Raw genomic sequence first — 24,281 nt, forward strand, 5'->3', positions numbered from 1 at the left:
CCTTACTGGGTATTGAGGGCCGGTTCGACCTTCACGACATCGCCCGGCTGCACGGGCGTCCCCTCGTCTGCTGCTATCGTCTTCGGCTTTCCATCTGTCTGGCGCACAATGGAATAGCTGATTTCTGCGTGCGCACCGGGCCGCGGTGTCTGCGACGCATCGGCGGACTGAAGCAGTGCTTCGGTGATCAAGTCGCGGCTGGTTACCTGTTTCAGAGAGAGCTTGTCGAGCTCAGCCTCGGTGTTTTGCAGCTCCTGGGCAAGCTGGGCATCCCAGTCGTTGCGCAGGGTGATCTCGTCCTGGTTTGCCTTGCTGACGTCCTGCTTGGCCTTGAGGGAGGCCGTATCGATATCGAGTAACGCTGCCTGTAGATCGGCGACCCGCTGTTCGATGGCCAGCTTGCGGGCACTAAGGGCAAGCCCTTTTTCCGCAAGGGCATCGACACGGCCCTTGTCTTCCACAACCAGCGTCAACTGCCGGTTCTGGGTCACAGACTTTTTGCCGAGCGATTCGATCTCGCTTTGCAGCAGCGCTTTCAGCTCTGCAAGTGCTGTCAGTTGCAGCTTGAGCCGCTTGTCGCGGGAAACCATCAATGACTTTTCGCTCTCGACGAGTTCTGCAGCGTCCGCCACATCCTTCAATTCACCGGGAACGGCGATGTCGTTCTTCTCGGCAATTTCCGCCTGCACCCGTGCGCGCCGGACAAGCAACCGGTTTCGCTCCGCGATCTGCACCGAGGCATCGCCCTGCGCGTTGATGAAATCGCGCGAAAAACGCTGACCATTTTCGGCCCGGCGGAGACCGCCCCCAAGGCTCACTGCCTTCAAGACGGTCATGTCGGGTGCGAAGGGATATTCCCCAGGCGTCTGTACGTCGCCGGCCAGATAGATCGGCCTGTATTGGGCAAGCTCGACGGAGGCGGACGGACGGTCCGGCAAGCCGAACAGTTTTTGAAGCTGCAAGCCGACTTCGTCGGCAATCTCTGATGTCGTCTTTCCAGATGCAGGCAGAGTGCCAAGGAAAGGCAGAGAGATGGCGCCGGATGCGCCCACGGTGTAATCGCCACTGATGGCAGACCAGTCTCTGAGCGAGCCTTCTGCGGTCTGCCATTCCACGACGCGTATTTTCAGCCTGTCCATGGCACCGAGCGTGTAATCGCCGGCGAAAGCCGTATGGATGCCGGAGACGCCGATGGCGACGGCGAGTGCGGAAAGACGAGCGGCATCCCAGGCTTTTCTGCCAAAGGCCGGAAGTCCTTTGCGAAGACTTCTATTCATGAAAATTCCTCACTTAACAACAAAGCCGATTCCGGCATTACGACGGAAACGGCGCATTCGAGCTGGCGACTGTAATCAGTAACTGCCTCGGGATAGGCAGACAGCAGGAATTGTTTTGGCAACGATGACCACATCGTTGAACAGCGACCAGTTGGTCACATAATGCGTATCGAAGGCGATGCGTGCGGCGTAGGAAACATCATTGCGTCCACTAACCTGCCATAGCCCTGTCAGGCCGGGGCGCGACTTCAGATAGAAGACGGCCGAATGTTCATAGAGCTCAAGTTCGTCTTCAACGACGGGACGTGGGCCAACGACACTCATTTCACCGCGGATGATGTTGAGCAGCTGCGGCAGTTCATCGAGGCTCAGTTTGCGTAAAACGCTTCCAACGACAGTAACACGCGGATCGTCCTGCAGCTTGCGGGTCGCCTGCCACTCCTCATATGCCTTGGGATTCTTATGCAGATGGTCCTGCAAGATCCTGTCGGCGTCCGGCGCCATCGTCCGGAACTTCAGGCAATGAAAGAAACGGCCGTTATGGCCGACGCGACGATGCCCGTAAAAGACTTTACCACCATCGGAGAACTTCACCAACGCCATCAAAAACAGAAAGAGCGGGCTAAAGACGATGAGCGCCAGTGACGCGGCAAAGATATCGAAACCTCTTTTTGATATTCCCCCTATCGGCCGGTGTCCCCCGGATTCGATGGTCGTAAAATACGGCGAGCTTGCCGATCGAGTCGCAGACTTCATGGGAGATAACTCCATTTGGGTTGGCGATTGGTCGGGTCCCCTGAGGGCACTGGGTGTCAATTGCATTTCAGAGTGTAGAGGGAGAATTTGATTTTTAAAGGCAGGATTCCTCCTGATGCCTTGGTCCAGCCCATATATGCATCAGTTAAAAACCAAAGCCACATTTGTTAATTCATCAAAACTAACAGATATGAGAATTTACATAAGTAAACCGTCATCAACAATTTCAATTACTCTAGAATAGATCGTTTACCCAACAGAAAGTTTTCCAAATTAAGTTTTAACCATTTGGTTTTTATATTCTATAAAGCTAAAATATATAGATTTATACATTTTTCTTTCTTCCATTCGAAAAATTTAATGCACTGCACCATTTTTCCGCACTGCACATTCTTTTATTCAAAACCTCTAAATTTGTAACAAAAGTTGATCTCAAACTTCAAGTCACGCCGGACGGGAGGCGGGAATAGCGACGATAAGCACCCCGGTTGTGCTCTATGTGGCGATGCACCTGCCAAATGTGGCAAAAACCGTCCGCTGCGGCAAATGGGCGCGAACGAAACAACAACTCGGCCCTCACAGAGCCTCGCTTTTCATGTCGCCGTAGCACCTTCACTCAAAAAAACATCGATTCCGCTGAAATAGACAGATGAATTTAAACCCGGGCTAAGAATTCGCATCGTAAACAGCGTGATGACTATGGAACATTCGTGCTTAGACGGCTGTTGAAAGCACAAAGCATGTTCGATATGTTAATAGTAGCCTAAGAGGAGAAGGTGGCTTTATCCATGATGTTTGCAAATCAAGACATAGCCTTGAGGGCTTTTTGATGTTTGCACCGCGTGTTTTCATCAGCATGATCGGGGCACTAACCGTTTTTGCCGTAGCGACCTTTGTTTTAACTGGCTCGGCGTGGACGGCTGCTTGGCAGACATTACTCTGTGCAGTGCTTCTGCAAGCCGGCTATTTTATCACCGTTCTCATTCTCGTCGCAAAAGAGGCCCATGATCGCCGGAAGCTGGCACAAGGTCCGCTCGCTGCCTCCCCGGCAGCCGGCGACGAAAAAGATGCGAAGGCTTTGCATGTCTCGAACAATCCAGGGCACTTCAACTCCTGAGTGAGAGATTGAGCAGAAACTGCTCGCGTGGTTTTCTCTGAGATAACCGGCCTTCGCACGTATGAAAGACCTCACCAAAGTCTTCGCATATGCAACATCTCGCCTTGTCGCCCAGCAAAAGCCGACTTAGGTTCGGCATGACAGCGATAAAGGAATGCACATATGAAACCGAATGCTGACGTCTGCGTCATCATCGCCGCAAAAAATGCGGGCCAGACAATTGGCCGTGCCATCACATCAGCGCTGCGAGAGCCCGAAACGGCCGAAGTGGTTGTCGTCGACGACGGATCAAGCGACAGCACGGCTAGTGTTTCGCGCCAGATGGATGACGGGACGGGACGGCTGACGGTCGTCAGCTTTGAAGTCAATAAAGGCCCGGCCGCCGCCCGCAACCATGCGATTCTAATGTCGAAATCGCCAGTTCTTGCAATCCTCGATTCCGACGACTTCTTCTTCCCCGGACGGCTGCACAATCTCCTGTCCCAGTCCGGCTGGGATTTTATCGCCGACAACATTGCCTTTGTCGACGAGGACAAGGCATCGACGGCCCATCTGGCGCTCGAGGCCTTTCCGGCGGCACCCCGTATTCTTAATCTCCACGAATTTATCGCCGGCAACATCTCAAAGCGCGGCGTCCGGCGCCGGGAGATCGGATTTCTAAAGCCTTTGATGCGGCGGGAGTTTCTGGACAAGCACCGGCTGCGATATCAGGAAAGTCTGCGTCTCGGCGAGGACTACGATCTTTATGCCCGGGCACTGACGAAGGACGCGCGCTACAAGATCATCCACAGCTGTGGGTACGGCGCCGTCGTGCGTAGCAATTCACTGAGCGGCAGCCACCGGACAGTCGACCTGAAGCGTCTGTACGAAGCCGACAGGGCGATCCTGGCGCAGACAGGCCTCTCGCCTCAGGTACGGGCACTGATTGCCCGCCATGAGCGTCATATTCGCGGGCGTTACGAATTGCGGGAATTCCTCGACATCAAGCGGCAATCCGGCTCTAGGGCAGCCTTGGCCCACGCCCTTGGCAATCCATCGGCGATCCCGGCGATCGCCACCGGGATATTCGCTGACAAGATCGATTACTTCCGCCGCCAGCCCGAGGCGGCACCGGTTGCGTTGGGCGGATCGGGCGGTTTGCGCTATCTGCTGCAACCACCCTCCAGAGCCGTTTAAATAAGAAGTTCAGAAATGACGTAGTGGCCGCGGCTTAAAAATAGGCGCGGCGCACACCGGCAATCACCTCAAGAAAACGTTCTTTCCGCTCTGCCAGAATATGATCGGCACTGAGTTGCGGGGTGGCGCGCGTCGCCTGCCAGAGGGACAGTGCCGACGGCACGGCCAGAAGCTGTTTTGCGGCGACCCGGAACGAAGTCTGTTTGGGGGACCGCGCTGCGACTATCACACTTTCATCGATCTGACGCTTATTCGGATCATCCAGCGCCGGCTGATGTGCATCGAAATCGACCCCCCAGAACCGCGCCCCCTTGATAATGGCCTCCGCCCTGCTGGAAACAGGAACGTGACGTGGACGATAGGTGACGCCAACCGTATGGGCCCAATCGTTCCATTTGAAGCTGTTGATGCTTTTGGAGGTCGTCACGGCCACCCACGGCACCCGGAAGGCATCGGCGAGAATGGCGCCGTGCATCGATTCGGCCATGATCAGTTCCGACTGGGCGATCTCGCGGATGACATCCTTGGCCTCGCCGCGCGGATCTATGTAATGCAGGCCGACCGTCTGGCAGATCACCGGCCACAGGCCTGCAATCGCTGATTCCCAATGGGGAACGAAGCTCTTCTTGTACTTTTTCGGCAAATTCTTGAATTCGTCCATTTCGGCGACCATTACGGCCGGATCGATAATACCGAGCTTCGGATCGACGCCGACTTTCTGCGCTGTGAGCGGGCCGCGAACGCAGCGGACATCCCATTCCGCAGTGTTGCTCATATCCGGCAGGGAACCGTAACCGAAGCCGCTGCCGATCACCAGCTTGTGCCGGCCCTCCGGCAGAAGTGCCTTGTTGAGCACCGTACCAACCCCGACGAGAAGTGTTTCCGGATGAACGGCGCGAAAACCCGGGATAAGGAAGTCCCAGAGCCACAGATTGAGATCATCACCGAAATTTCCGTGCTCGGATTCCCAGTAGTAAGGGTCCATGACCGTCTCCTATTTGCTTTACGCAAGGAACTGCAAAGGCGTGACATGCGATGGCATTCACGTATATCGATGGGCGCGGCAAAAAATGCTGCACCTGCGAAGGCTAGCGTGATAACTTGCCGACCGCAAGCTGGAGCGCACTCTGCAACAGCTTCGGATCACGCCAGACCCAGCGGGCCAGCAGATTGAACTGCGGCATTTTCCGCTGCTTGATCAGCCGGGCCTGGCTCCAGAGAGCCTGCCGCCGGGCTGTATGCTTGTAGGAATGAATTGATGCGATTTCCGCCGGCTTGCGCAAAAAACGCCCTTCCAATGTGTCGAGCGCAACCCAGGTGTTGAACTGCTGCGACAGGAACTGCGGAGAATCGCTATCGATGCTGTGGAAGATGTTGACGCCCTCGCCCCGCACTGCACCCGGCTCGTTGCACAGGACAATGCGGCCGGCTGCAATGGCGCAATCGCAGAAGAAAAGTACGTCTTCTGCCGCCAGGCGCAGCTCGGCCTCGAAGCGCACCGTCTCGAACAATTTCCGCCCGACCACCATGCAGGACAGGTGCAGGAAGCTCCAGTTGCGCAGCATCACCTGCGAAAACTCCGGCACCTCCAGAATCAGGGGCTTTTCAGAGAGCCGCGTGACCTTCTCGGTCTTTTCCAGTTCGGCCATGTCGAAATGGTAGTAGAAGGCGTCACCGCCCGTAATCGATGCCCAGTAGCAATCGGCCCCGAAGCGGGTCATGGTTTCCTGCGCGTTCTGCAGATGATCGGGCGTCCAAAGATCGTCGGAATCGAGAAACGCCACAAAATCAGTTTGCGCCGTGACATTGTTGAGGCCGGTGTTACGCGCGCCGCCCGGGCCTGCGTTCGGCTGTTTGATCACACGGATGCGGGCGCGCTGCTCCGGCGGCAAGCCGTCAAGATCGCTCTCAATGGGAAATGGAGACTGGTCATCGACAATGATGATATCGAAATCCTGATAGGTCTGCGCAAAAACGGAGCCCAGTGCCCGTTGCAGAATTCCCGCCTGTTTCTGGTAGTACGGAATAACAACTGTAAACTTCGCCATCTTTTTGCCCCTGCGGTTTTCCTAGAAGGTGCTTCCTGGTTCCTCCATCAGGTTGCGGCTGCGTTGTCTAGCGCGTCTCCTCTGTCCTTGATCCTCCCAATCGCCACACAGGATTTACGCCATGCCCCCTACAGTTAACGTCAAATCTGTCACGAGCAATGTCGGTTGGAGCATTTTATCCAAGACAAGCACATTCGGGCTTAAGTTTGTCACCGTGCCGATTTTGGCCCGTATCCTGACACCGGAAGAGTTCGGCGCCGTCGCCGTAACGCTTACCGTGGTGCAGTTTCTGGCCATGATCGGCGGAGCCGGATTGACCTCGGCACTAGTGATCCAGCGCGAGGAGGAGATGGAAACGGTCCATTCCGTCTTCTGGGCCAACCTTGCCATTTCCTGTCTCATGGCGCTCGGCCTTTTCATCTGGGCGGATTTCTTTGCAGCTCTTCTCGGCGCGCCGGAAGCCGCCTACCTGTTGAAGATCATGAGCTTCCTCATTCCTATCCAGCTTGGAGGCGACGTCGCCTATTCGCTGCTCGCACGGCGGATGAACTTCAGCAAGGACGCGGTCTGGAGCATGATTTCCGAATCGCTCGGCGCCATCGTCGCCGTCGTGCTGGCGCTTTTCGGATGGGGTGTCTGGGCGCTGATGGCCCAGCTCTTCGTCTCGGCGCTGGTGCGTCTCTGCGGCCTCTATGCGGTCTCGCATTACATGCCGCGTTTCGTCTTTCATCCCAAGCGGGTTATCGGCTTGAGCCGCTTCAGCCTGGGCATGATGGGTTCGGAAGTCGCCAATTTCATCACCTTCCAATCACCGATGGTGATCATCTCGCGTTATCTCGGCCTTGCCGATGCCGGCGCCTATTCGGCGGCCAATCGCTTTGCCAGCATTCCCAATCAGGTCGTGCTTTCCGCCGTCATGGGGGTGCTGTTCCCAGCCTTCAGCGGCATGATGGATGACAAGGCCCGCCGTTCGCAGGCACTGATGTTCAGCACACAGGTGACGACGGTGCTGCTGGCGCCGATGATGTTCGGCCTCTGGGCGCTAGCAGAACCGGCGATGCGCGTGCTGTTCGGCCCGCAATGGGCCTATGCCTGGCCGGTGCTCGGATTGCTGGCGCTGTCCAAGGGCATCCTCACGCCCTGCAGCACTTTCATTCCCTATCTCAAAGGCGTGGGCCATGGCCGGGCGCTGTTCTGGTCCGCCATCATTCGCGCCATCGTCACCTGCGCGGCCGTTGCCTATGGGGCAAGCACGGGCAAGCTCATCGATGCGATGATCTGGCTCTGCATCGTCAATGCCGCAACGTTGATCGGTTACTCATGGGCGGTCTTCAAGGCGGATGGAACACCGTTCTTCAAGGGTCTGTATATCAGCAGCCGCCCCATGCTGATGGCGCTGGTTATGGCGCTTGCGGTTCGGTATCTGCTCGACACCTTCGGTTCCCTGGTGCCGAACCCGATCCTGCAGATCCTCGCCGGCGCTGCGATCGGCGGCCTGATCTACGTCCTGTTCGTCCTGCTGTCGGAACGCCCACTTTTGGCGAAAATCTATCAGCTCGTCAAAAACAGGCGGTCTTGAGGCCAGGCCAAAAACTCCGGCGGGTACCGTTGCGAAACACGCCGGACGGGTTGCAGGAGCGCCTTATTTCGGAACAGGCGTGCCGACTTGAGAAGCATTTCACAAACCTTGACGTGTGGAATTGCCCGTTTTCGAAACTAATTTCTCACTCCGGCCAATTCCGCGAAGCACATTACATCAGAAACTACTGATATTCAGCAACATACTAACCTCACGCATTTTTCCAGGCTTCCAGATATAATATTGGCATTTTTTTCATCCGATTTCTGCCCTCCGAAACCGCGTGCATTGCAGCATCGGCATGACTTTTTCTGCTGCAGTGCCATATTTTTCGCGACACGCTGCCCTATCTTCGAGATGCAGGTTCAAGTCTGCTCTGGTTGAAACGCCGCTTTGGGGGGAGTGGCACAACAGGGGATGTCGCCTTGGTTATCGACGCGAATATATCATCGCGGATCAATCTGATGCGCATCTTGCTCATCTCGGGAATTGTCTTCGTACATGTCCCCTTTGATCCGCAGACCAGCCCGTTCCTCGGTGCCAATGGCTTCGTCGACTGGGTCAGGGTCTTTCTCGGCGACAGTCTTTTCAGGGTTGGCGTGCCGTGCCTGAGCGCGATTTCCGGCTACCTGATGTTTCGCCGCGGGCTTGACGCCTTCGACTACGGCAAGACGGTCCGTTCCAAGGCGCGCACGGTTCTGCTGCCATTCCTGATCTGGAACCTGTCCTTTCTGGCGCTCGTTGTGCTTGGACAAAAGGGCGGTATCGGCTTTGGTTATCTCCCCGATGCGATCAACGCGGCGCCGCGCGATTTGGCGACGCTGACCTTCGCGATTGAGGGCCTGCCGATCAATGTTCCGCTCTACTTCCTGCGGGATCTGCTTCTGTGCATCCTGCTTGCGCCCGTCCTCGCCATCCTGATCAAGCGCTATCCGCTGACGATGCTGGCAATCTTCTTCGCCTACGCCGTGTTGCCGATCCCGAGCGGCATCTTCCTGAAGAAGTCCATCCTGTTCGGCTTCAGCTGCGGCATCTACGCCAGTCTTCACCACATCAACATCCGGACACTCGATCGGCATGCCGCATTGATATCCGCGCTGTTTCTGACGGCAGCCGTGATTCTGGCGACTGCACTCTATTGGACAGGGCCGGACTATCCGGTGTGGATCGATATGCTGCGCAGCCTGACGGCGATCTGCGGCATCGTCGGCTCCTGGGCAATCTCGGCGATCCTTATCCGCTCACGGCTCGGCGAGCGGCTTTCCGGGTCGGAAGGTCTGAGCTTCTGGATTTTCTGCGCCCATTACCCGTTACTCATCGCATTCTGGATGCTTTGGAACCGCGCGGCACATCCTGGTCTCTACCCACTATTCTACTTCGCAACGCCCATTCTGGCCCTGCTGATTTTGGTGGCCTCTCACCACGTGGCGAAGCGCCTGATACCCAGGTTGCATGCCGTTCTAACCGGCAGCCGCGCGGGCCGTTCCACCGCTGCAGCAAAGCGCACGACGGAAAACGCAGCAAACCAGCCAAGCTTGCCCAACACCTCTTCTCCAAAGGAAAAAGCGATACGATGACCCGATCGATCTCAAAAATGCTTATCGTCCTTTCGGCGTTTTCCGCCGCCATTCCCGCATCCGCCTTTGCCCAGGGCGCCAAGACCGGCACATCCTTCGTCGAGAATTTCGACACTGTCGACAGGAAGATCTGGTACGTTTCGGACGGTTGGGACAATGGCGCACATCAGAACTGCACGTGGTCGAAAGATCAGGTCGCCATTGAAAATGGTGTGCTTGAGCTCACCTTCGAGCAGCGCAAGGCCGGCAAGCGCGACTATGCCTGCGGCGAGATCCAGACCAACAAGCGCTACAGTTACGGCACCTATGAAGCGCGGATCAAAACAGCCGAAGGCTCAGGGCTGAACTCGGCTTTCTTTACCTATATCGGACCGACCGACAAAAAGCCGCATGACGAGATCGACTTCGAAGTGCTGGGCAAGGATTCCGGCAAAGTTCAGGTCAACCAGTATATTTCGGCCAAGGGTGGCAACGAGAAGCTGGTCGATGTGACTGGCGGCGCCAATGCCGATTTCAATGACTACGCCTTCGTCTGGGAAAAAGACCGGCTGCGCTACTACCTGAACGGCAAGCTGGTGCAGGAGGTCACGGATCCCACGAAGATTCCGGTCAACGAACAGAAAATTTTCTTCAGCCTATGGGGAACGGATACCTTGAGCGACTGGATGGGCAAATTTGACTATAAAGGCCCGGCAAGGATGCAGGTTGACCGGGTGGCTTACACCGCTCCCGGCGAAAAGTGCCTCTTTCCCGAATCCCTCACCTGCATGCTCGATTGATGCCTATTAGCATCCGCAACATGAATGTTGCGGTGCACAAAAAACTGAACTAAGCTCGGCGCTGGCTGAGCGGGGAACGGGAAGTTTCATGCTGGATATACTATACCTGGCACATGATGTGGCAGACCCGGCGATCAGGCGTAGAACCCTGACGCTCGAGGCAGGCGGTGCGAACGTGACGGTGGCGGGCTTCCGGCGCGGCGCGGCTACGCCTGCCGCCGATGGTGTCATCGAACTCGGCGTCACCAAGGATGGGCGGTTTGGTCAGCGGGTCGCTGCGGTTGCCAAGGCGGCAATGCTTCTGCGTCACAAGCTGAGCGGGGCTAAAAGGCCCGGTGTCATCATTGCCCGCAATCTCGAAATGCTTGCGCTTGCCAATCGGGCAAACGCCATTTTCGGCGGCAATGTTCCAATCGTCTACGAATGCCTGGACATTCACCGTCTTCTGCTCCGCAAGGATTTTGCCGGCCGGATGTTGCGCGCTGCCGAACATTATCTCGGGCGGAATGTCAGCCTCCTGATTACCAGTTCACCCGCCTTCATCGAAAATTATTTCCGGCCGGTCTCGCGTCTCAAAGCGCCGATAATGCTGCTGGAAAACCAAGTGATCGAGCTTGAAGAAACCGTTGGCATGCAGACGGCGCGCCCGCGTCCACCACAGCCCGGCGAACCCTGGAAGATCGGCTGGTTCGGTGCCTTGCGCTGCCGCAAATCGCTGAAACTGCTTTCAGAGTTCACCCGCGCCATGGATGGAAAGTTCGAAGTCGTGTTGCGCGGACGTCCGGCCTATTCGGAGTTCGATGATTTCGACGGTTTCGTCGAGAACGAACCCTTCATGCACTTTCACGGCGCCTACCAGAATCCCGAGGATCTGGCGCGGATTTACGACGACGTCCAGTTTTCCTGGGGCATCGACTTTTTCGAGGAAGGCTTGAATTCCAGCTGGCTGCTGCCAAACCGGCTTTACGAAGGCTGCCGCTACAACGCCGTTCCAATTGCCATGCGCGGGACGGAAACGGCGCGGTTCATCAGCGCCAAGCATATCGGCCTCGTCCTCGACCGAGCCGAAAGTGCCGCACTTGCCGATCTTTTTTCCGGCATGACGCGGGAACGCTATTTCGCCGAATTCGGCAAGGTCGCAGCGACGGGATCATCGACCTGGGTCTTCGATCGGGCCGATTGCCAGCGGCTGGTCAACCGGCTTGCAGCACTGCGCGCCAGTGACGCCCAGACCGCGTCAATCCACGAGCTCTCGCAAAAACACAGCAACAAGGGTGGACTGTTATGAACGCCGATGATCTGAAGCACGGCCGCAGCCTTATTGTCATTCCCTGCCTCAACGAGGCCAAATATATAGAAGCCCTGATCATCAAGCTTGGCGGCGCCATGCGCGATCTCGGCGCGGATTTGGTCGTGGTCGATGGCGGCAGCACCGACGGCACGCGCGAGATCGTCCAGCGGATCTCAACCGTCAATCCGAAAGTTCGGCTGCTCGACAATCCGAAGAAGATCCAGAGTGCTGCCATCAACCTCGCCGTCGGAACGCTTGGCGCGGATTACGAGTACATGATCCGGATCGATGCACATGGCGAATATCCGGATGACTATTGCCAACGCCTGATGGAGGACGCCATCGTCACCGGCGCTGATTCCGTTGTCGTTGCCATGCAGACCGTCGGCTTCAGCACCTTCCAGAAAGCCACCGCCTATGCCCAGAATTCCAAGCTCGGCAATGGCGGCTCGAAACATCGCACGGGTTCCATCGGCCATTGGGCAGATCACGGCCACCACGCCCTGATGCGGATTTCGGCGTTTCAGGCGATCGGCGGCTATGACGAAATGTTCAGCCATAACGAGGACGCCGAATTCGACTACCGCCTCAACAAGGCCGGTTACCGGATTTGGATGACCGACAAGACCAGCATGATCTATTATCCGCGCAGCACCGCGACGACGCTGTTTCGCCAGTATTTCGGCTATGGCCGGGGCCGGGCGAAAAACTTCCTGAAGCATCGCGCCATGCCGAGCATTCGCCAGATGCTGCCGCTTGCCGTCGCACCTGTTGCGGTCGGCGCCTTGCTGGCGATCATCAATTGGGCTGCCGTCATACCCTTTGGCCTGTGGGCCGTGGCATGCCTTGGTTATGGTGCGTGGATGGCCCTCGGTCAAAAGAACCCGTATGGCCCCCTTGCGGCCGTTTCGGCCATGGTGATGCACTTCGCGTGGTCTGCTGGCTTCTGGCATGAGCTTCTCGACTTCCGCAACCGCCGGATCGCCGCATGACGACAGACATCAATCGCATTCGCATCGATATCGGCGTGTGTACCTATCGGCGCCCCGAGCTAGAGCAGACGCTCAGATCGCTGGCGAAGATGACGGTTCCCGGCAATGCCGAAATCCGGATCATCGTGGCCGATAACGATGATAGCCCGAGCGCCAAAGGGCGGGTGGACGCTATACGCGCCTCCGTGCCGCACGCCATCGTCTATCTGCATTGCCCGTCGTCGAATATCTCTATTGCCCGCAATGCCTGCCTCGACAATGCCAGGGGGGATTTCCTGGCGTTCATCGATGATGACGAGACGGCAAGTAAAGACTGGATTGTCAGGCTGATCGAAACGGCGCTCACGACCGGTGCGGATGCGGTGCTTGGCCCGGTCAAGGCCACCTACGGCACGGATGCGCCGGGCTGGATGCAGCGGGGCGACTTTCATTCGACATTCCCGGTCTGGGTCGGCGAGCAGATCGTCACCGGCTACACCTGCAATGTCCTTCTGCGTCTTGCAGCGCCTTCGCTTGCCGGACGCCACTTCAACCTGGCGCTTGGCCGTAGCGGCGGCGAAGACACCGAATTCTTTACCCATATGCACCGGATGGGCGGCAAGATTGCCTATGCACCGGCAGCCTGGGTTGAGGAACCTGTGCCAGCCAAGCGCGCCACCTTTTCCTGGCTCGCCAAGCGAAAATTCCGCTTCGGCCAGACCCATGGCCGGCTGATCGATGCCGGGACCGGCGCGGCGGGCAAAATCCGGGCGCTTGCGCTTGCTGCAGCCAAAAGCGGTTTCTGCGCGCTCGCCGGCGTCATCCTGTTTTTCTCACCTGTTCGCCGTAACCGCTACGCCCTGCGCGCCTCGATGCATGCGGGGGTCGTCGTCGGGCTTCTTGGCGTCAGGGAAATCGAGCAGTACGGCGCAGCCGAGGCGAGGTCGTCCTGATGGAACAGCATCGTCCCGACGCCACATTCATCGTCGCCGCCTTCAAGGCCGGAGAGACGATCGAGCGCGCTATCGACAGCGCGCTGGCGCAAACCGGAGTCAGCGTCGAGGTTGTCGTCATCGACGACTGTTCACCGGATGACACGGCGGAAATCGTTGATGCCTACACCGATCCGCGCGTCCGGCTGATCCGGCTGGACAAGAACCGTGGCCCCGGCGGCGCCCGCAATGCAGGCCTTGCCGCCGCGCGCGGGGAGTGGATCGTCATTCTTGATTCCGACGATGCCGTGTCGCCTGATCGCACCGCGCGCATGATCGCGCGGGCCAAGGCCGCCAGGGCTCAGATCGTCGTCGATAATGTCGATGTCGTTCCGCTGGACGGCCAGATCAAACAGATGTTCGACGAAACCCAGCTTTCCACACTCGAAACACTGACGCTTCCGGCCTTCATCGGCTCGAATGTGCTGTTTCAAGCAGAGCACAATTACGGCTACATGAAGCCAATCTTCGAGCGCCGGTTTATCGAGGAGCATGGCTTACGCTTCGACGAGAGCCTGCCGATCGGCGAGGATTATCTGCTTCTGGCATCGGCCCTGGCCAAGGGCGGCCGCTGCGCCGTCGAGCCGGTCGCCGGCTACACCTATTACATCCGAAGCGGGTCGATCTCGCGGGTGCTGAAGCTGCATCAGGTGGATGCGATGCTCGCCGCCGATGCCGCGTTTCTCAGGAATCACCGGCTGGACGAGGCCTCGATGGCGGCTCAGGGCCGGCGTCACCGCAGCATCGAGGATGCGCGGTCTTTCATCATGCTGGTCGATCAGATCAAAGCACGATCCCTTTCCGGCGCGGTCAAAACCGCGTGGAAAAATCCGGCGGCAATCCGGCATCTACGGATGCCCATTGCCGTCAGGCTGCGGCGCCTCATGGCGCCGTTCACTGCAATTCGCCCTTTCGGTCCCCCGCCGAAAACGATGAATAGAACCACCCCGGGCAACAGCCCGCACAAGAACAAAGGATAGTTCTATGGCTCCTATCAGACCCGTTCGCAAAGCCGTTATTCCCGTCGCCGGCAACGGCACCCGATTTCTGCCCGCAACCAAAGTGATGCCGAAGGAAATGCTGACCATCGTCGACCGTCCCGTCGTGCAATATGCCGTCGAGGAAGCGATGCAGGCCGGCATCGAGCACATCGTGTTCGTCACCGGCCGCAACAAGCAGGCGATCGAAGACCATTTTGACGACGTGCCAGAGCTGATCTCGTCCCTGACCCGTTCGGGCAAGGATGCCCAGCTTTCCGAACTGGCGCGCATGCTACCAACCGCAGGCTCCGTCAGCTTCACCCGCCAACAGGCGCCGCTTGGCCTTGGCCACGCGGTCTGGTGTGCCCGTGATCTGATCGGCGACGAACCCTTCGCGCTGCTTTTGCCGGATATGATTTCCTACGGTGCACGCGGCTGCATGGCCGGCCTGATGGACCTCTACAACGATGTCGGCGGCAATGTCGTCGCCGTCGAGCAGTGCGCCCTTGAGGACACCTCGAAATACGGCATTGTCGGCATGGGCGACAAAACCCGGCATGGGTTTGAAGTGACGCAGATGGTGGAAAAGCCGCCCGTTGCGGAGGCGCCGTCCACCTATTACCTCAATGGCCGCTATATACTCCAGCCGGAAATCTTCTCGATTCTTGCGCACCAGCAGCGTGGCGCCGGCAACGAAATCCAGTTGACCGACGGCATGCTGCGCCTGTCGGCAGACCAGTCGTTCCACGCGCACCCCTACGAAGGCCGGACCTTCGATTGTGGCTCCAAGCAGGGCTTCATCGAAGCAAACGTCGCCTTCGCGCTGGCGCGCGCTGATATCGGCAACCTCGTGTTCGAATCCGTTCGCGAGATGGTTCTGTCGCACGAGCAGGCGATGCAGGCTGCCTGAAAACGATAATTTTCCGCCAGTTTGATGCTGGCAGAAAATCCGGTCTCACCCCTGACGTTATTCTGGGGTGAGATCACATCCGCAAAAATGATCTGGAGACCGAGCGGCCCATGAATCAAAGACCTCTTCCGTTGAACACTGTTCCATCGCTGCGAAGCGACGAATCAGACTCGTTCATCGATCTGAACCGGCTGACCGCGATCGCGTTTCGCCGTTCAAGGGTCGTGGCCGCCTGCGTTATCGCCTGTTTCCTTGCCGGCTCGGTCTATCTGTTGCTTGCGACACCGATCTATACGTCGCAGACACAGATCCTGCTCGACGACAATCTGTCGAAATATGCTGAGGAAACCCCCTCGCCGCAGAACGCGCAGCTGGCCGACACGCAGCTTTCCAGTGCCGTGGAAATTCTGAAATCGGGTGAGCTGGCCTTGCGCGTCACCGATGCGGAAAATCTCGGGGAAAACGAGACCATCCTCAATCCACCGCAATCGCTGATGTCGATGCTGAAATCGGTACTTCGGCCACTCCGCGGGATATTTGCAACCCGGCACGAGCTTTCCGAAGAGGCCGTGCGCAACGGCAGGCGCGAGACAGCGGCCGCTTACATCCAGCAGGCACTGACGGTCGAGCGGGTGGGCAGAAGCTCCGTTGTCGCCCTGTCTTATAAATCGACAGATCCGCGGCTTGCCGCCGTCGTCACCCGTGCCTACGCAAAAGCCTATCTGACCGACCAGCTGAACGCGAATTTCGACGCCACAGAACGGGCCTCCGTCTGGCTGCAGGAACGGCTGACCGATCTTCGCCAGCGCGCGCAGGCCGCTTCTCTTGAGGCGGAAAAATTCAAAGCGGAAAACGGACTGACCTCGGCGCGCGGTGAATTGATGTCCGAGCAGCAGCTGTCCGATCTCAACAGCCAGCTGATCGTTGCGCAGGCAGACAGCGCCAGCGCATCCGCCCGCTATAACCAGTTCAAGTCGATCATTGACCAGGGCGCCGAAAACGCGGTCAACAACGCGACGATTTCCTCGAACCAGACCGACAATTCCGTCATTCAGGATTTGCGGACCCGCTATCTGGCTGTCAGCAAGCGTGAACAGGTCATCGTCCAGAACTTCTCTGCCGACCATCCCCAGGCGGTGGCGCTGCGGGCTGAAAAATCGGAACTTGCCGGCCAGATTTTCCGGGAACTGCAGCAGATTACCGGCAGCTACCGCAACGAAATGGAAGTCGCCAAATCCCGCGAGGCATCGCTGCGCAAAAGCATCGAAGGCGTGGTGGGCAGCAACTCTGAGGCCAACCGGTCGCTGGTGCAACTGCGCGAACTGGAACAGCGGGCAACTGCGCTGAAGACCCTCTACGAATCCTATCTCGGCCGCTTCGAGGAAGCGGCCCAGCAACGCTCCTTCCCGATTGCAAAGGCCCGGATCATCTCCGATGCCGGCATCCCCGTCTCGCCATCCAGCCCGAAACGAACGATAGTGCTTGCACTCTCCATCGTGCTGGGCTTCATGCTGGGCGCTGTCATTGCTGGCCTTCAGGAGTTCCGCGAGCGCTTCTTCCGGCTGGAGGAGGATATCCGCTCCGTTCTCGGGCACAAATCGCTCGGCTACCTGCCGTTGGTCGGGAAGAAAACCGTCAGCATGTGGAGCAAGACGCGGGAGCGTCTTTCCAAACCGGAACCAGATAAAGCGGACACGCCGGCCGACGCAGACATTCCGCTGACGCGGATGACAAGGATTGCCGTGGATTCGCCGCGATCGGCCTTTGCCGAAACGCTGCGCAATGCCAAGCTTGCCAGCGATGTCATCCTGCAGGGCCGCCCCAACCGGGTGATCGGTGTCGTCTCGGCGCTGCCGGGCGAAGGGAAATCGACCATCGCTGCGAATTTTGCCGGGCTGCTCGCCGCCAGCGGTAAACGGACGTTGCTGATAGACGCCGACATCCGCAATCCGGCAATCAGCAAAATGATCTCTCCGCCGCCGAAAACGGGTTTGGTGGAAGCTGTTCTTGGTGAAGAGGAATGGACCGCCGGGCTGCGGGTCGATCCCCAGACCAGACTTGCGATCCTGCCGATTGCACCCCGCGACCATCTCTACCATACCAACGAACTGCTTGCCTCGCAGGGCATGGAGGCCCTTATCGCCAATGCCCGCAAGAGCTTCGACTATGTCATCGTCGATCTTGCACCGCTGGCTCCGGTCATCGACGCCAAGGCATTCTCGCCGTTTGCAGATGGCTTCCTGATGGTCATCGAATGGGGCAAGACTCCGGCCCGCCTGGTCCGGGACGTGCTGCATTCCGATCCGCAATTCAACGCCAAGATCCTTGGCGTCATGCTCAACAAGACGGATATGGACGAGCTTGGAAAATACAGCGATTTCGGCGCGGCGGAAAAATATCGCAAGAGCTACGAGAGCTATTATATCGAACAGCCATTGAAGACCGCGCGCTGAGGGGGCCCTCTCAGCGCAGGCCGGGCTGACGCTCCGCATCCAGCCCGAAGATCGCCACAAGCACCATGAGAAAGACCACGGCGGCAATGGCGACGGCACATACCAGGCAAGCGACGAGATATTCGAGAAGGCAGGGGATAAAGAGCAGGGCACGGACAAAGGCGGGCTTCGATCGCGCCCAGCCGCCCATGCCGTACCTCATGTAATTTTCGAAACGGTGCGTGATGCTCGGCATAGCTGATCGCTCCATCAATCTTTAGATAAAATTTACCAAAGATGATGGAGCCAGGCAACCGATACTCGTCCCTTAAATCTGATAGGAACCGGGGCTTTCTGGGTTTCACGGCGCATCGCAGCGTTATCTTGCGTCGTGAAAAATAATGCCGGCGGTGCGGCGCATGCCTGAACGAATGCGGCTGACGCCTTGGCGCAGATTGACCCGATAATTGCCCCTTGTGCCCTGAACCGGCCGATTGTGAACAGCGAATGCGACCGCATCGCCCTGGCGCAACGGCACGACCTCCGCCCGGCTCTGCATGCGCGGGCGCTGCTCCGTCAGGACAAATTCGCCGCCGGTAAAATCCTCTCCCGGCTCCGAGAGCAGGATCGCCACCTGGATCGGGAAGGCGAGATCGCCATAGAGATCCTGATGCAGGCAATTGAAATCACCCGGGACATATTGCAGTAAAAGCGGTGTCGGCCGGGTCTGGCCTGCATCGTGACATTGCTGGAGAAACGCGGCATGCTCGGAAGGATAGCGTTCTGCCATGCCCATGCGCTCGTTCCACGCGTTGGCGACATCGGAAAGACGCGGATAGAGCGCTGTGCGCAAATCCCCGATGAGGTCTGGCAGCGGATATTTGAAATAGCGATATTCGCCTTTGCCAAAACCGTGGCGCGCCATGTGGATATGGCTACGGAAGTATTGTTCCTCCGCGTAAAGCCCGGCAATCTGCCGGCATTCTTCCGGCGACAAAAGCTTGTCGATGACCGCACAGCCGAAGCTATTAAGCTCTTTGCCGAGATGGTTCCAGTCATACCGCGTGACACGCGCCTCGGCGGACAGAGCGGCAGAAACTGGCGGCGTTGTCGAATGCGCATTCATGGCAAAGCTTCCTTGTTGGGACGTCGGATACTTCTTGAATGACGGCTTGAGCTGCGGGTCGCCACCCGTTTCCTGCGCAATTTTTACAGCGGCGAAGAGTATCGTAAAATATTACTTACATTCCAACAACACAGGCGCCGCCCGTCAACCCCGCACCCGCAGCGGTCAGCAGCAGTTTTTCTCCGGGCATAAGGGGGGAGGCCTGATGGGCAACCGACAGGGAAAGCGGGATGGTGGCAGCGGAGGAGTTTCCGTAATCAGTGATCGTGCGGACAGTTCTCTGCGGGTCGATACCGAGATCACCGCAGACAGCATCGAAGATCCGGGCATTGGCCTGATGCGGAACGAACCGGTGAATATCCGCCGCGCCGATCCCGGCATTGTCCAGCGCCCGTCGTGCGCAATCGCTCATCATCCGGACGGCTTGCGTAAACATTTCGCGTCCATCCCGCATCGCCATCAGGCAGTCCTGCGCTGCTATATCCGAGGCAAAAGGGCGACTGCTGCCACCAGCCGGGATCGAGATCAGGTCGTATCTGCTTCCGTCGGAGGCGAGATCGACACCCAGCAATCCCCCATCCTCATCGCGCGCGGGTACGAGGACTACCGCACCGGCCGCGTCTGCGAAAAGGACTGAGCTTGCCCGCTCTGCGGGGTTGATCCGGCGGCTCAGAATATTGGCTGCAACCACCAGCACCGGCCGGCCCTGCGTGCGGACGAAACCATCGGCCAGCGTCAAAGCGTAGAGAAATCCGGAACAGGCCCCGGCCAGATCGATGGCACCGGAATTCACCAGGACGAGTCGATGGGCGAGCAGCGGCGCAGACGGCGGCAACAGGTGGTCGGGTGTCGAGGTGGCGAGCAGCGTCAGTGCAATGTCTTCCCGCAAGATGCCAGCGTCCTCGATTGCCGCCTCGCCTGCCTTGGCCGCAAGCCCGGACAGGGTATCGCCGGGCTCGGCCCAATAGCGTGTCCTGATCCCGGTCCGGCGTTCGATCCAGCCCGTTTCAAGAACGAGATTGCCCTCTATTTCGGCGTTCTCGACACAGCGACCCGGAACGCTATGACCGAAGCCGGCAAGACGGGATGAGCGGACGCCCCTCACAGGCGTCCCGCCGCAAAGGATGCAGCAGCTTCATCGATCGCGTCATAGGCCCGGTCTAGTTCGGTGGCAGTGACACAATAAGGCGGCATCAGATAGATCACATTGCCGAGCGGTCGGATCAGCAGTTTCCGCTCGCGAAAGAAGGTCCTGAGTTTCGGGCCAACCTCTGACAGATACCCTCCGGCTGGTACCGTGAGATCGAGTGCGGTGATCGTGCCGATCTGGCGGGCATTGCTAAAGCGGGGGTCCGCTGCAAAGCGTGACAACCGTTCCGCCTGCATTACCTCCACGGAGCCGATGCGCTCGCGCACCGGTTCGTTTTCCCAGACAGCCAGATTGGCGACGGCGGCGGCGCAGGCAATCGGATTGGCAGTATAGGAACTGGAGTGGAAGAATGTCTTCCTGCGGTCGATCGACAGATGTGCTTCGAAGATTTCTGCCGTACAGAGGGTGGCGGCAAGCGGCAGGGCACCACCGGTCAAGCCTTTGGACGTGCAGAGGATATTGGGCGTCACACCGGCCTGCTCGCAGGCGAAGACACTACCGGTGCGGCCCCAGCCGGTCATCACCTCATCCGCGATCAACAAGGTGCCATGCCGTTCCGCGATCCGCTTCACTTCGGTCAGGACCGAGGCGGAATAGGTGAGCATGCCGCCCGCCCCGAGAATGAGCGGCTCGATCAACAATGCGGCGACATCTCCTGTCGCGCAAAACCGCTCGAAGGTATCCAGCGTTTCCTGCTCATGACCGGCCCTTGGAAACGGCAGGCGATCGACGCCGAACAGCATCGGCTCATAGGCCGCGTTGAAGACGCCGCGTTCGCCTGCCGACATCGTGCCGATCGTGTCGCCATGATAACCATGCTCCAGAACGCAGATGCGCCGGCGCGGGCTGCCGGAATTGTGGAAGAAGCCGAGGGCCATTTTCAGCGCGACTTCGACGCAGGTCGATCCGCTGTCGGAATAGAACACATGCGCAAGCCCTGGTGGGGCGATCCGCAATAGGCCCCGTGCCAGTTCTTCCGCCGGTTCATGGGTATATTCGGCAAAAATGATCTGGTCGTAGCGTTCGCATGCCGCCTGGATAGCCGCCATGATCGCTGGATGCCGATGGCCATGCGTGATCACCCACCAGGAGGAGATGGCATCAAGGATGTACGATCCGCTGTCATCGATCAGGCAGGCGCCGTCGGTTTGGACGATGCGCTTCAGAGTGGGTTCCAGCGCATGCTGGGTGAAGGGGTGCCAGACGGGCGAGGTCATGCTGTCTTCTCTTCGAACGAGAAAAGAGGAAAGTTTTTCTGAAAGGCCTGACCGAGGCTTTCGGGCGTCAACGGATCGATCTGCGGCAAGCGGCCGAGAATGCGCACCTGCCCCATCGCGGCGATGATACGCTGGGTTTCGGTCTGTTCATCTCCGATGAAGACCACGCCGAAGACCGGAATAGAACGGTGGCGCAAAGCTTCGAGCGACAGCAGCGTGTGATTGATGGTGCCGAGCCCGGTGCGGGCGCAAAGAATGACGGGGATTTGCCAGCGCGCAAAGACATCGGCGAACACCGCCGTTTCGGTGATCGGCACCAGCAGGCCACCGGCGCCCTCGATAATTAGCGGTGCATCAGTTACCGGTGGCATCAACCGCTCGGGTTCGATCTCGACGTGATCAAGCCGGGCGGCGAGATGCGGCGAAGCCGGTGTCCGCAAGCGGTAGGCCTCTGGAACGATACGGTTGGGCGGCAGACGGCCCAGCCGGTGGACGACCTGGCTGTCGGTTTCCTCATCCAGACCCGATTGCACCGGTTTCCAATAATAACCGCCAAGTGCCGCCGCGAGTGCGGCCGAAAACACCGTCTTGCCGATGCCGGTATCGGTGCCCGTTACCACAAAGCGCACATGGCTTCTCCTCCGCGATCATGGCCGCCAGCCGGGTGAACATGCAGACTATCGTCGGTTGATCGACATTCAGCGTAATGGCGATCCGCAGCCTTGCGGTGCCTTCTGGCACCGTCGGCGGCCGGATGGCACGGATGTCGAAGCCTTCGGCCCGCATGCGCGCGGCAATCCGCACGGCCCGGCCGTTGTCGCCAATCAGCACCGGCAGGATCTGCGATCCGCTGCCTGCGACACCGAGTTTTGCGCTCAACTCGGCATTGGCGAAGCTGCGCAATGCGTCGAAACCGGCACGGCGCTTCGGTTCGTCCACCAGCATGCGCAGGGATTGGCGAACCGCTGCCGCCATCAGCGGCGAGGGCGCGGTCGAATAGATGAAACCACGCGCCCGGTTGACGAGGTAATCGCAAAGCACAGCACTTGCGCCGAGCAGTGCACCGGAAACGCCCAGCGCCTTGCCGCAGGTGTGCAGCACGATAACGTTGGCGCGATTTTCGAGATCAGCGGCAAAACCGCGGCCAGCGGGACCGAAAACGCCGGTCGCATGCGCCTCATCGACCACCAGGAAACCGTCGTGTTTTTCGGCAAGGGCTGCAAGCTCCGCCAGCGGCGCGCGATCACCATCCATCGAATAGAGGCTTTCCACGGCAATCCACGGATGGCCGGTTCCGCCCTCGATACGCCAATGTTCTATCGCCTGCGCGAAAGATTCGACATGGTTGTGAGCAGCGGCGATAGCCTGCGCCTTGCCCGCCTGAATGCCCTCATGCGCACTGGCATGCACCAGCGCATCATAGACGACGAGATCGCCCCGCTGGGGCAGGGTCGAGAAAAGCGCTGTGTTCGCGGCATAGCCGCTGCCAAAGTAGAGGACACGTTCGGCTCCGAAGAAAACGGCGGCCTCCGCCTCCAGTGCCTCATGCTCCGGATGATTGCCGCGCAGCAGCCGCGAGCCGCCGGAACCGGCCGGCACGCCACGATCAAGGGCTGACGCAATCGCCGCCGCCAGCCGCGCCGATCCGGCCAGCGCCAGATAATCGTTCGAACTGAAATCGGCCCCGGCCCGGTCAATCAAAATGCGCCGCCTGCCCTTGCGCTCCAGGCCCGCCAGCGTGGTTTCGTAGCGGGCAAGACCTTGAGCCATCATTGCGAAAGTCCCAGGTCCATCGGCTTCAGGCCAAGGCGGCGGAACAAGGCGGTGTCATGGTCCTCGCCCGGGTTTTCGGCTGTAAGCAGCGTGTCGCCGGCAAAGATCGAATTGGCGCCGGCGAAGAAACAGAGTGCCTGCATCTCGTCACTCATCTGCGTGCGCCCGGCTGAGAGGCGCACATGCGCATGCGGCATCAGGATGCGGGCGAGCGCGATGGTCCTGACGAATTCGATCGGATCGACCGGCTCTGCATTGGCAAGCCGCGAGCCGGGGATCGGGATCAGCATGTTGATCGGCACGCTTTCGGGTGGTTCCGGCAGGTTGGCGAGCGTTACCAGCATGGAGATGCGATCATCGGTGGTTTCGCCCATGCCTAGAATACCGCCGGCGCAGACCTTCATGCCGGCATCGCGGACATTGGCGAGCGTCTCCAGCCTGTCGGCGAAGGTGCGCGTGGTGATGATCTGCGGATAGAATTCTTCCGACGTATCGATATTGTGATTGTAATAATCGAGCCCGGCTTCGGCCAGCGTGCCTGCCTGCTGCGGCGATAGCATGCCGAGCGTCATGCAGGTTTCCAAACCGAGCGCCTTGACGCCTGCCACCATGTCCACCAGCGTGTCCATGTCGCGGTCCTTGGGGCTGCGCCAGGCGGCCCCCATGCAATAGCGGCTGGCCCCTTCGGCCTTGGCCTTGCGCGCTTCAATGAGCACCTTCTCGACCATCATCAGCCTGGAGGCTTTCAGCCCCGTCGGAGAGCGTGCCGACTGGCTGCAATAGCCGCAATCCTCGGCGCATCCACCGGTTTTGATCGACAACAAACGGCTGATTTGCACAGCGTTGGGATCGAAATTCTCGCGGTGAACCGAGTGCGCCTGAAAGAGCAAATCGTTGAATGGAAAATTATAGATAATTTTTGCGTCATCGGGAGAAAAGCGAGCTATCTCGGGAGCTTCCCCATAAGAAATCTCGCCTATAACGCTCTTTTCAACAGGGAAATCAGCGTGTTTTTCATCTCTCAGCATCCCGCACCCATCCGATAGATTAAAAATAATAATTATCTATAATTTATCGAAGGACAGAAAACCGCAACCGCCTTTTTGATGCAAAACGGATAAATTCACGTA

Annotated in this window: 22 protein-coding genes; 11 read left to right on the forward strand and 11 right to left on the reverse strand. The window is 58.6% G+C overall.

The window, feature by feature from the left end:
* Nucleotides 1–2: 2 nt before the first annotated feature.
* Both ACP7E0_RS06765 and ACP7E0_RS06770 read right to left on the reverse strand, forming a co-directional pair.
* Nucleotides 3–1,277 (reverse strand): polysaccharide biosynthesis/export family protein, encoded by a 1,275-nt coding sequence (locus ACP7E0_RS06765; RefSeq protein WP_426123811.1) that lies wholly within the window; start codon nucleotides 1,275–1,277, stop codon nucleotides 3–5.
* 75 nt (nucleotides 1,278–1,352) lie between these two features.
* The gene (locus ACP7E0_RS06770) at nucleotides 1,353–2,033 is read right to left on the reverse strand and encodes a sugar transferase (protein ID WP_426124121.1); all 681 of its coding nucleotides are present in this window, start codon (nucleotides 2,031–2,033) and stop codon (nucleotides 1,353–1,355) included.
* Between the two features lie 829 nt (nucleotides 2,034–2,862).
* Between ACP7E0_RS06770 and ACP7E0_RS06775 the strand changes: the two genes are divergently transcribed.
* Nucleotides 2,863–3,150, forward strand: a complete 288-nt coding sequence (locus ACP7E0_RS06775; protein WP_426123813.1) for an exopolysaccharide production repressor protein — start codon at nucleotides 2,863–2,865, stop codon at nucleotides 3,148–3,150.
* A 162-nt stretch (nucleotides 3,151–3,312) separates the two neighbouring features.
* Entirely contained in the window at nucleotides 3,313–4,326 is a 1,014-nt protein-coding gene (locus tag ACP7E0_RS06780) for a glycosyltransferase family 2 protein (RefSeq protein WP_426123815.1), read from the forward strand.
* A 34-nt stretch (nucleotides 4,327–4,360) separates the two neighbouring features.
* On the opposite strand, the gene ACP7E0_RS06785 is transcribed toward ACP7E0_RS06780, so the two are convergent.
* Both ACP7E0_RS06785 and ACP7E0_RS06790 read right to left on the reverse strand, forming a co-directional pair.
* Complete coding sequence (locus ACP7E0_RS06785; RefSeq protein WP_426123817.1) at nucleotides 4,361–5,311, reverse strand: polysaccharide pyruvyl transferase family protein; 951 nt, start codon at nucleotides 5,309–5,311, stop codon at nucleotides 4,361–4,363.
* Nucleotides 5,312–5,414: 103 nt separating this feature from the next.
* Entirely contained in the window at nucleotides 5,415–6,374 is a 960-nt protein-coding gene (locus tag ACP7E0_RS06790) for a glycosyltransferase family 2 protein (RefSeq protein WP_426123818.1), read from the reverse strand.
* 121 nt (nucleotides 6,375–6,495) lie between these two features.
* Here ACP7E0_RS06790 and ACP7E0_RS06795 point away from each other — a divergent pair, with 121 nt between their 5' ends.
* The 9 genes from ACP7E0_RS06795 to ACP7E0_RS06835 all read left to right on the forward strand — a co-directional run bounded on the left by ACP7E0_RS06795 (nucleotide 6,496) and on the right by ACP7E0_RS06835 (nucleotide 17,906).
* On the forward strand, nucleotides 6,496–7,953 hold the full coding sequence (locus tag ACP7E0_RS06795; RefSeq protein WP_426123820.1) for a lipopolysaccharide biosynthesis protein: 1,458 nt from the start codon (nucleotides 6,496–6,498) through the stop codon (nucleotides 7,951–7,953).
* A 464-nt stretch (nucleotides 7,954–8,417) separates the two neighbouring features.
* A complete protein-coding gene (locus ACP7E0_RS06800) occupies nucleotides 8,418–9,530 on the forward strand; it encodes an acyltransferase family protein (RefSeq protein WP_426123822.1) in 1,113 nt (370 codons plus the stop codon).
* Entirely contained in the window at nucleotides 9,527–10,309 is a 783-nt protein-coding gene (locus ACP7E0_RS06805; protein ID WP_426123824.1) for a glycoside hydrolase family 16 protein, read from the forward strand. The genes ACP7E0_RS06800 and ACP7E0_RS06805 overlap by 4 nt, the downstream gene beginning before the upstream one ends.
* 88 nt (nucleotides 10,310–10,397) lie before the next feature.
* Nucleotides 10,398–11,597: a glycosyl transferase family 1 gene (locus ACP7E0_RS06810; RefSeq protein ID WP_426123825.1), complete on the forward strand. Its 1,200-nt coding sequence runs from the start codon at nucleotides 10,398–10,400 to the stop codon at nucleotides 11,595–11,597.
* Nucleotides 11,594–12,592, forward strand: coding sequence for a glycosyltransferase family 2 protein (locus tag ACP7E0_RS06815; protein WP_426123826.1), 999 nt, complete (start codon nucleotides 11,594–11,596; stop codon nucleotides 12,590–12,592). The genes ACP7E0_RS06810 and ACP7E0_RS06815 overlap by 4 nt, the downstream gene beginning before the upstream one ends.
* Nucleotides 12,589–13,524: a glycosyltransferase gene (locus ACP7E0_RS06820; protein ID WP_426123828.1), complete on the forward strand. Its 936-nt coding sequence runs from the start codon at nucleotides 12,589–12,591 to the stop codon at nucleotides 13,522–13,524. Before ACP7E0_RS06815 ends, ACP7E0_RS06820 begins: the two co-directional genes overlap by 4 nt.
* A complete protein-coding gene (locus ACP7E0_RS06825; RefSeq protein ID WP_426123830.1) occupies nucleotides 13,524–14,543 on the forward strand; it encodes a glycosyltransferase family 2 protein in 1,020 nt (339 codons plus the stop codon). Before ACP7E0_RS06820 ends, ACP7E0_RS06825 begins: the two co-directional genes overlap by 1 nt.
* Nucleotides 14,544–14,547: 4 nt before the next feature.
* Complete coding sequence (locus tag ACP7E0_RS06830; RefSeq protein WP_426123831.1) at nucleotides 14,548–15,453, forward strand: UTP--glucose-1-phosphate uridylyltransferase; 906 nt, start codon at nucleotides 14,548–14,550, stop codon at nucleotides 15,451–15,453.
* 92 nt (nucleotides 15,454–15,545) lie between these two features.
* Nucleotides 15,546–17,906, forward strand: a complete 2,361-nt coding sequence (locus ACP7E0_RS06835) for a polysaccharide biosynthesis tyrosine autokinase (protein WP_426124122.1) — start codon at nucleotides 15,546–15,548, stop codon at nucleotides 17,904–17,906.
* Between the two features lie 10 nt (nucleotides 17,907–17,916).
* Here ACP7E0_RS06835 and ACP7E0_RS06840 read toward each other — a convergent pair whose 3' ends face one another.
* The 7 genes from ACP7E0_RS06840 to bioB form a co-directional block, all read right to left on the reverse strand.
* Nucleotides 17,917–18,141: a hypothetical protein gene (locus tag ACP7E0_RS06840; RefSeq protein ID WP_426123832.1), complete on the reverse strand. Its 225-nt coding sequence runs from the start codon at nucleotides 18,139–18,141 to the stop codon at nucleotides 17,917–17,919.
* A 123-nt stretch (nucleotides 18,142–18,264) separates the two neighbouring features.
* A complete protein-coding gene (locus tag ACP7E0_RS06845) occupies nucleotides 18,265–19,011 on the reverse strand; it encodes a 2OG-Fe(II) oxygenase (protein WP_426123833.1) in 747 nt (248 codons plus the stop codon).
* A 115-nt stretch (nucleotides 19,012–19,126) separates the two neighbouring features.
* A complete protein-coding gene (locus ACP7E0_RS06850) occupies nucleotides 19,127–20,116 on the reverse strand; it encodes a beta-ketoacyl-ACP synthase III (RefSeq protein ID WP_426123835.1) in 990 nt (329 codons plus the stop codon).
* On the reverse strand, nucleotides 20,113–21,378 hold the full coding sequence (locus ACP7E0_RS06855; protein WP_426123836.1) for an adenosylmethionine--8-amino-7-oxononanoate transaminase: 1,266 nt from the start codon (nucleotides 21,376–21,378) through the stop codon (nucleotides 20,113–20,115). Before ACP7E0_RS06855 ends, ACP7E0_RS06850 begins: the two co-directional genes overlap by 4 nt.
* Entirely contained in the window at nucleotides 21,375–22,007 is a 633-nt protein-coding gene (gene bioD / locus ACP7E0_RS06860; RefSeq protein WP_426123837.1) for a dethiobiotin synthase, read from the reverse strand. The genes ACP7E0_RS06855 and bioD overlap by 4 nt, the downstream gene beginning before the upstream one ends.
* A complete protein-coding gene (locus ACP7E0_RS06865) occupies nucleotides 21,892–23,151 on the reverse strand; it encodes an 8-amino-7-oxononanoate synthase (RefSeq protein ID WP_426123838.1) in 1,260 nt (419 codons plus the stop codon). Before ACP7E0_RS06865 ends, bioD begins: the two co-directional genes overlap by 116 nt.
* Nucleotides 23,148–24,179, reverse strand: coding sequence for a biotin synthase BioB (bioB, locus tag ACP7E0_RS06870; protein WP_426123839.1), 1,032 nt, complete (start codon nucleotides 24,177–24,179; stop codon nucleotides 23,148–23,150). Before bioB ends, ACP7E0_RS06865 begins: the two co-directional genes overlap by 4 nt.
* Between the last annotated feature and the right edge of the window lie 102 nt (nucleotides 24,180–24,281).

Origin of the sequence: Pararhizobium sp. PWRC1-1, from assembly GCF_049897905.1 — a bacterium.
Lineage (GTDB): Bacteria > Pseudomonadota > Alphaproteobacteria > Rhizobiales > Rhizobiaceae > Pararhizobium.

Excerpts from the sequence above, each read along its gene's own strand:
- ACP7E0_RS06810 (WP_426123825.1), top strand. The coding sequence starts at position 10,398 with ATGCTGGATATACTATACCTGGCACATGATGTGGCAGACCCGGCGATC.
- ACP7E0_RS06840 (WP_426123832.1), bottom strand. The coding sequence starts at position 18,141 with ATGCCGAGCATCACGCACCGTTTCGAAAATTACATGAGGTACGGCATG.
- ACP7E0_RS06800 (WP_426123822.1), top strand. The coding sequence starts at position 8,418 with ATGCGCATCTTGCTCATCTCGGGAATTGTCTTCGTACATGTCCCCTTT.
- ACP7E0_RS06805 (WP_426123824.1), top strand. The coding sequence starts at position 9,527 with ATGACCCGATCGATCTCAAAAATGCTTATCGTCCTTTCGGCGTTTTCC.
- ACP7E0_RS06865 (WP_426123838.1), bottom strand. The coding sequence starts at position 23,151 with ATGATGGCTCAAGGTCTTGCCCGCTACGAAACCACGCTGGCGGGCCTG.
- ACP7E0_RS06785 (WP_426123817.1), bottom strand. The coding sequence starts at position 5,311 with ATGGACCCTTACTACTGGGAATCCGAGCACGGAAATTTCGGTGATGAT.
- ACP7E0_RS06775 (WP_426123813.1), top strand. The coding sequence starts at position 2,863 with ATGTTTGCACCGCGTGTTTTCATCAGCATGATCGGGGCACTAACCGTT.
- ACP7E0_RS06815 (WP_426123826.1), top strand. The coding sequence starts at position 11,594 with ATGAACGCCGATGATCTGAAGCACGGCCGCAGCCTTATTGTCATTCCC.
- ACP7E0_RS06825 (WP_426123830.1), top strand. The coding sequence starts at position 13,524 with ATGGAACAGCATCGTCCCGACGCCACATTCATCGTCGCCGCCTTCAAG.
- ACP7E0_RS06770 (WP_426124121.1), bottom strand. The coding sequence starts at position 2,033 with ATGAAGTCTGCGACTCGATCGGCAAGCTCGCCGTATTTTACGACCATC.
- ACP7E0_RS06795 (WP_426123820.1), top strand. The coding sequence starts at position 6,496 with ATGCCCCCTACAGTTAACGTCAAATCTGTCACGAGCAATGTCGGTTGG.
- ACP7E0_RS06830 (WP_426123831.1), top strand. The coding sequence starts at position 14,548 with ATGGCTCCTATCAGACCCGTTCGCAAAGCCGTTATTCCCGTCGCCGGC.
- bioB (WP_426123839.1), bottom strand. The coding sequence starts at position 24,179 with ATGCTGAGAGATGAAAAACACGCTGATTTCCCTGTTGAAAAGAGCGTT.
- ACP7E0_RS06855 (WP_426123836.1), bottom strand. The coding sequence starts at position 21,378 with ATGACCTCGCCCGTCTGGCACCCCTTCACCCAGCATGCGCTGGAACCC.
- ACP7E0_RS06820 (WP_426123828.1), top strand. The coding sequence starts at position 12,589 with ATGACGACAGACATCAATCGCATTCGCATCGATATCGGCGTGTGTACC.
- ACP7E0_RS06780 (WP_426123815.1), top strand. The coding sequence starts at position 3,313 with ATGAAACCGAATGCTGACGTCTGCGTCATCATCGCCGCAAAAAATGCG.
- ACP7E0_RS06790 (WP_426123818.1), bottom strand. The coding sequence starts at position 6,374 with ATGGCGAAGTTTACAGTTGTTATTCCGTACTACCAGAAACAGGCGGGA.
- ACP7E0_RS06765 (WP_426123811.1), bottom strand. The coding sequence starts at position 1,277 with ATGAATAGAAGTCTTCGCAAAGGACTTCCGGCCTTTGGCAGAAAAGCC.
- ACP7E0_RS06845 (WP_426123833.1), bottom strand. The coding sequence starts at position 19,011 with ATGAATGCGCATTCGACAACGCCGCCAGTTTCTGCCGCTCTGTCCGCC.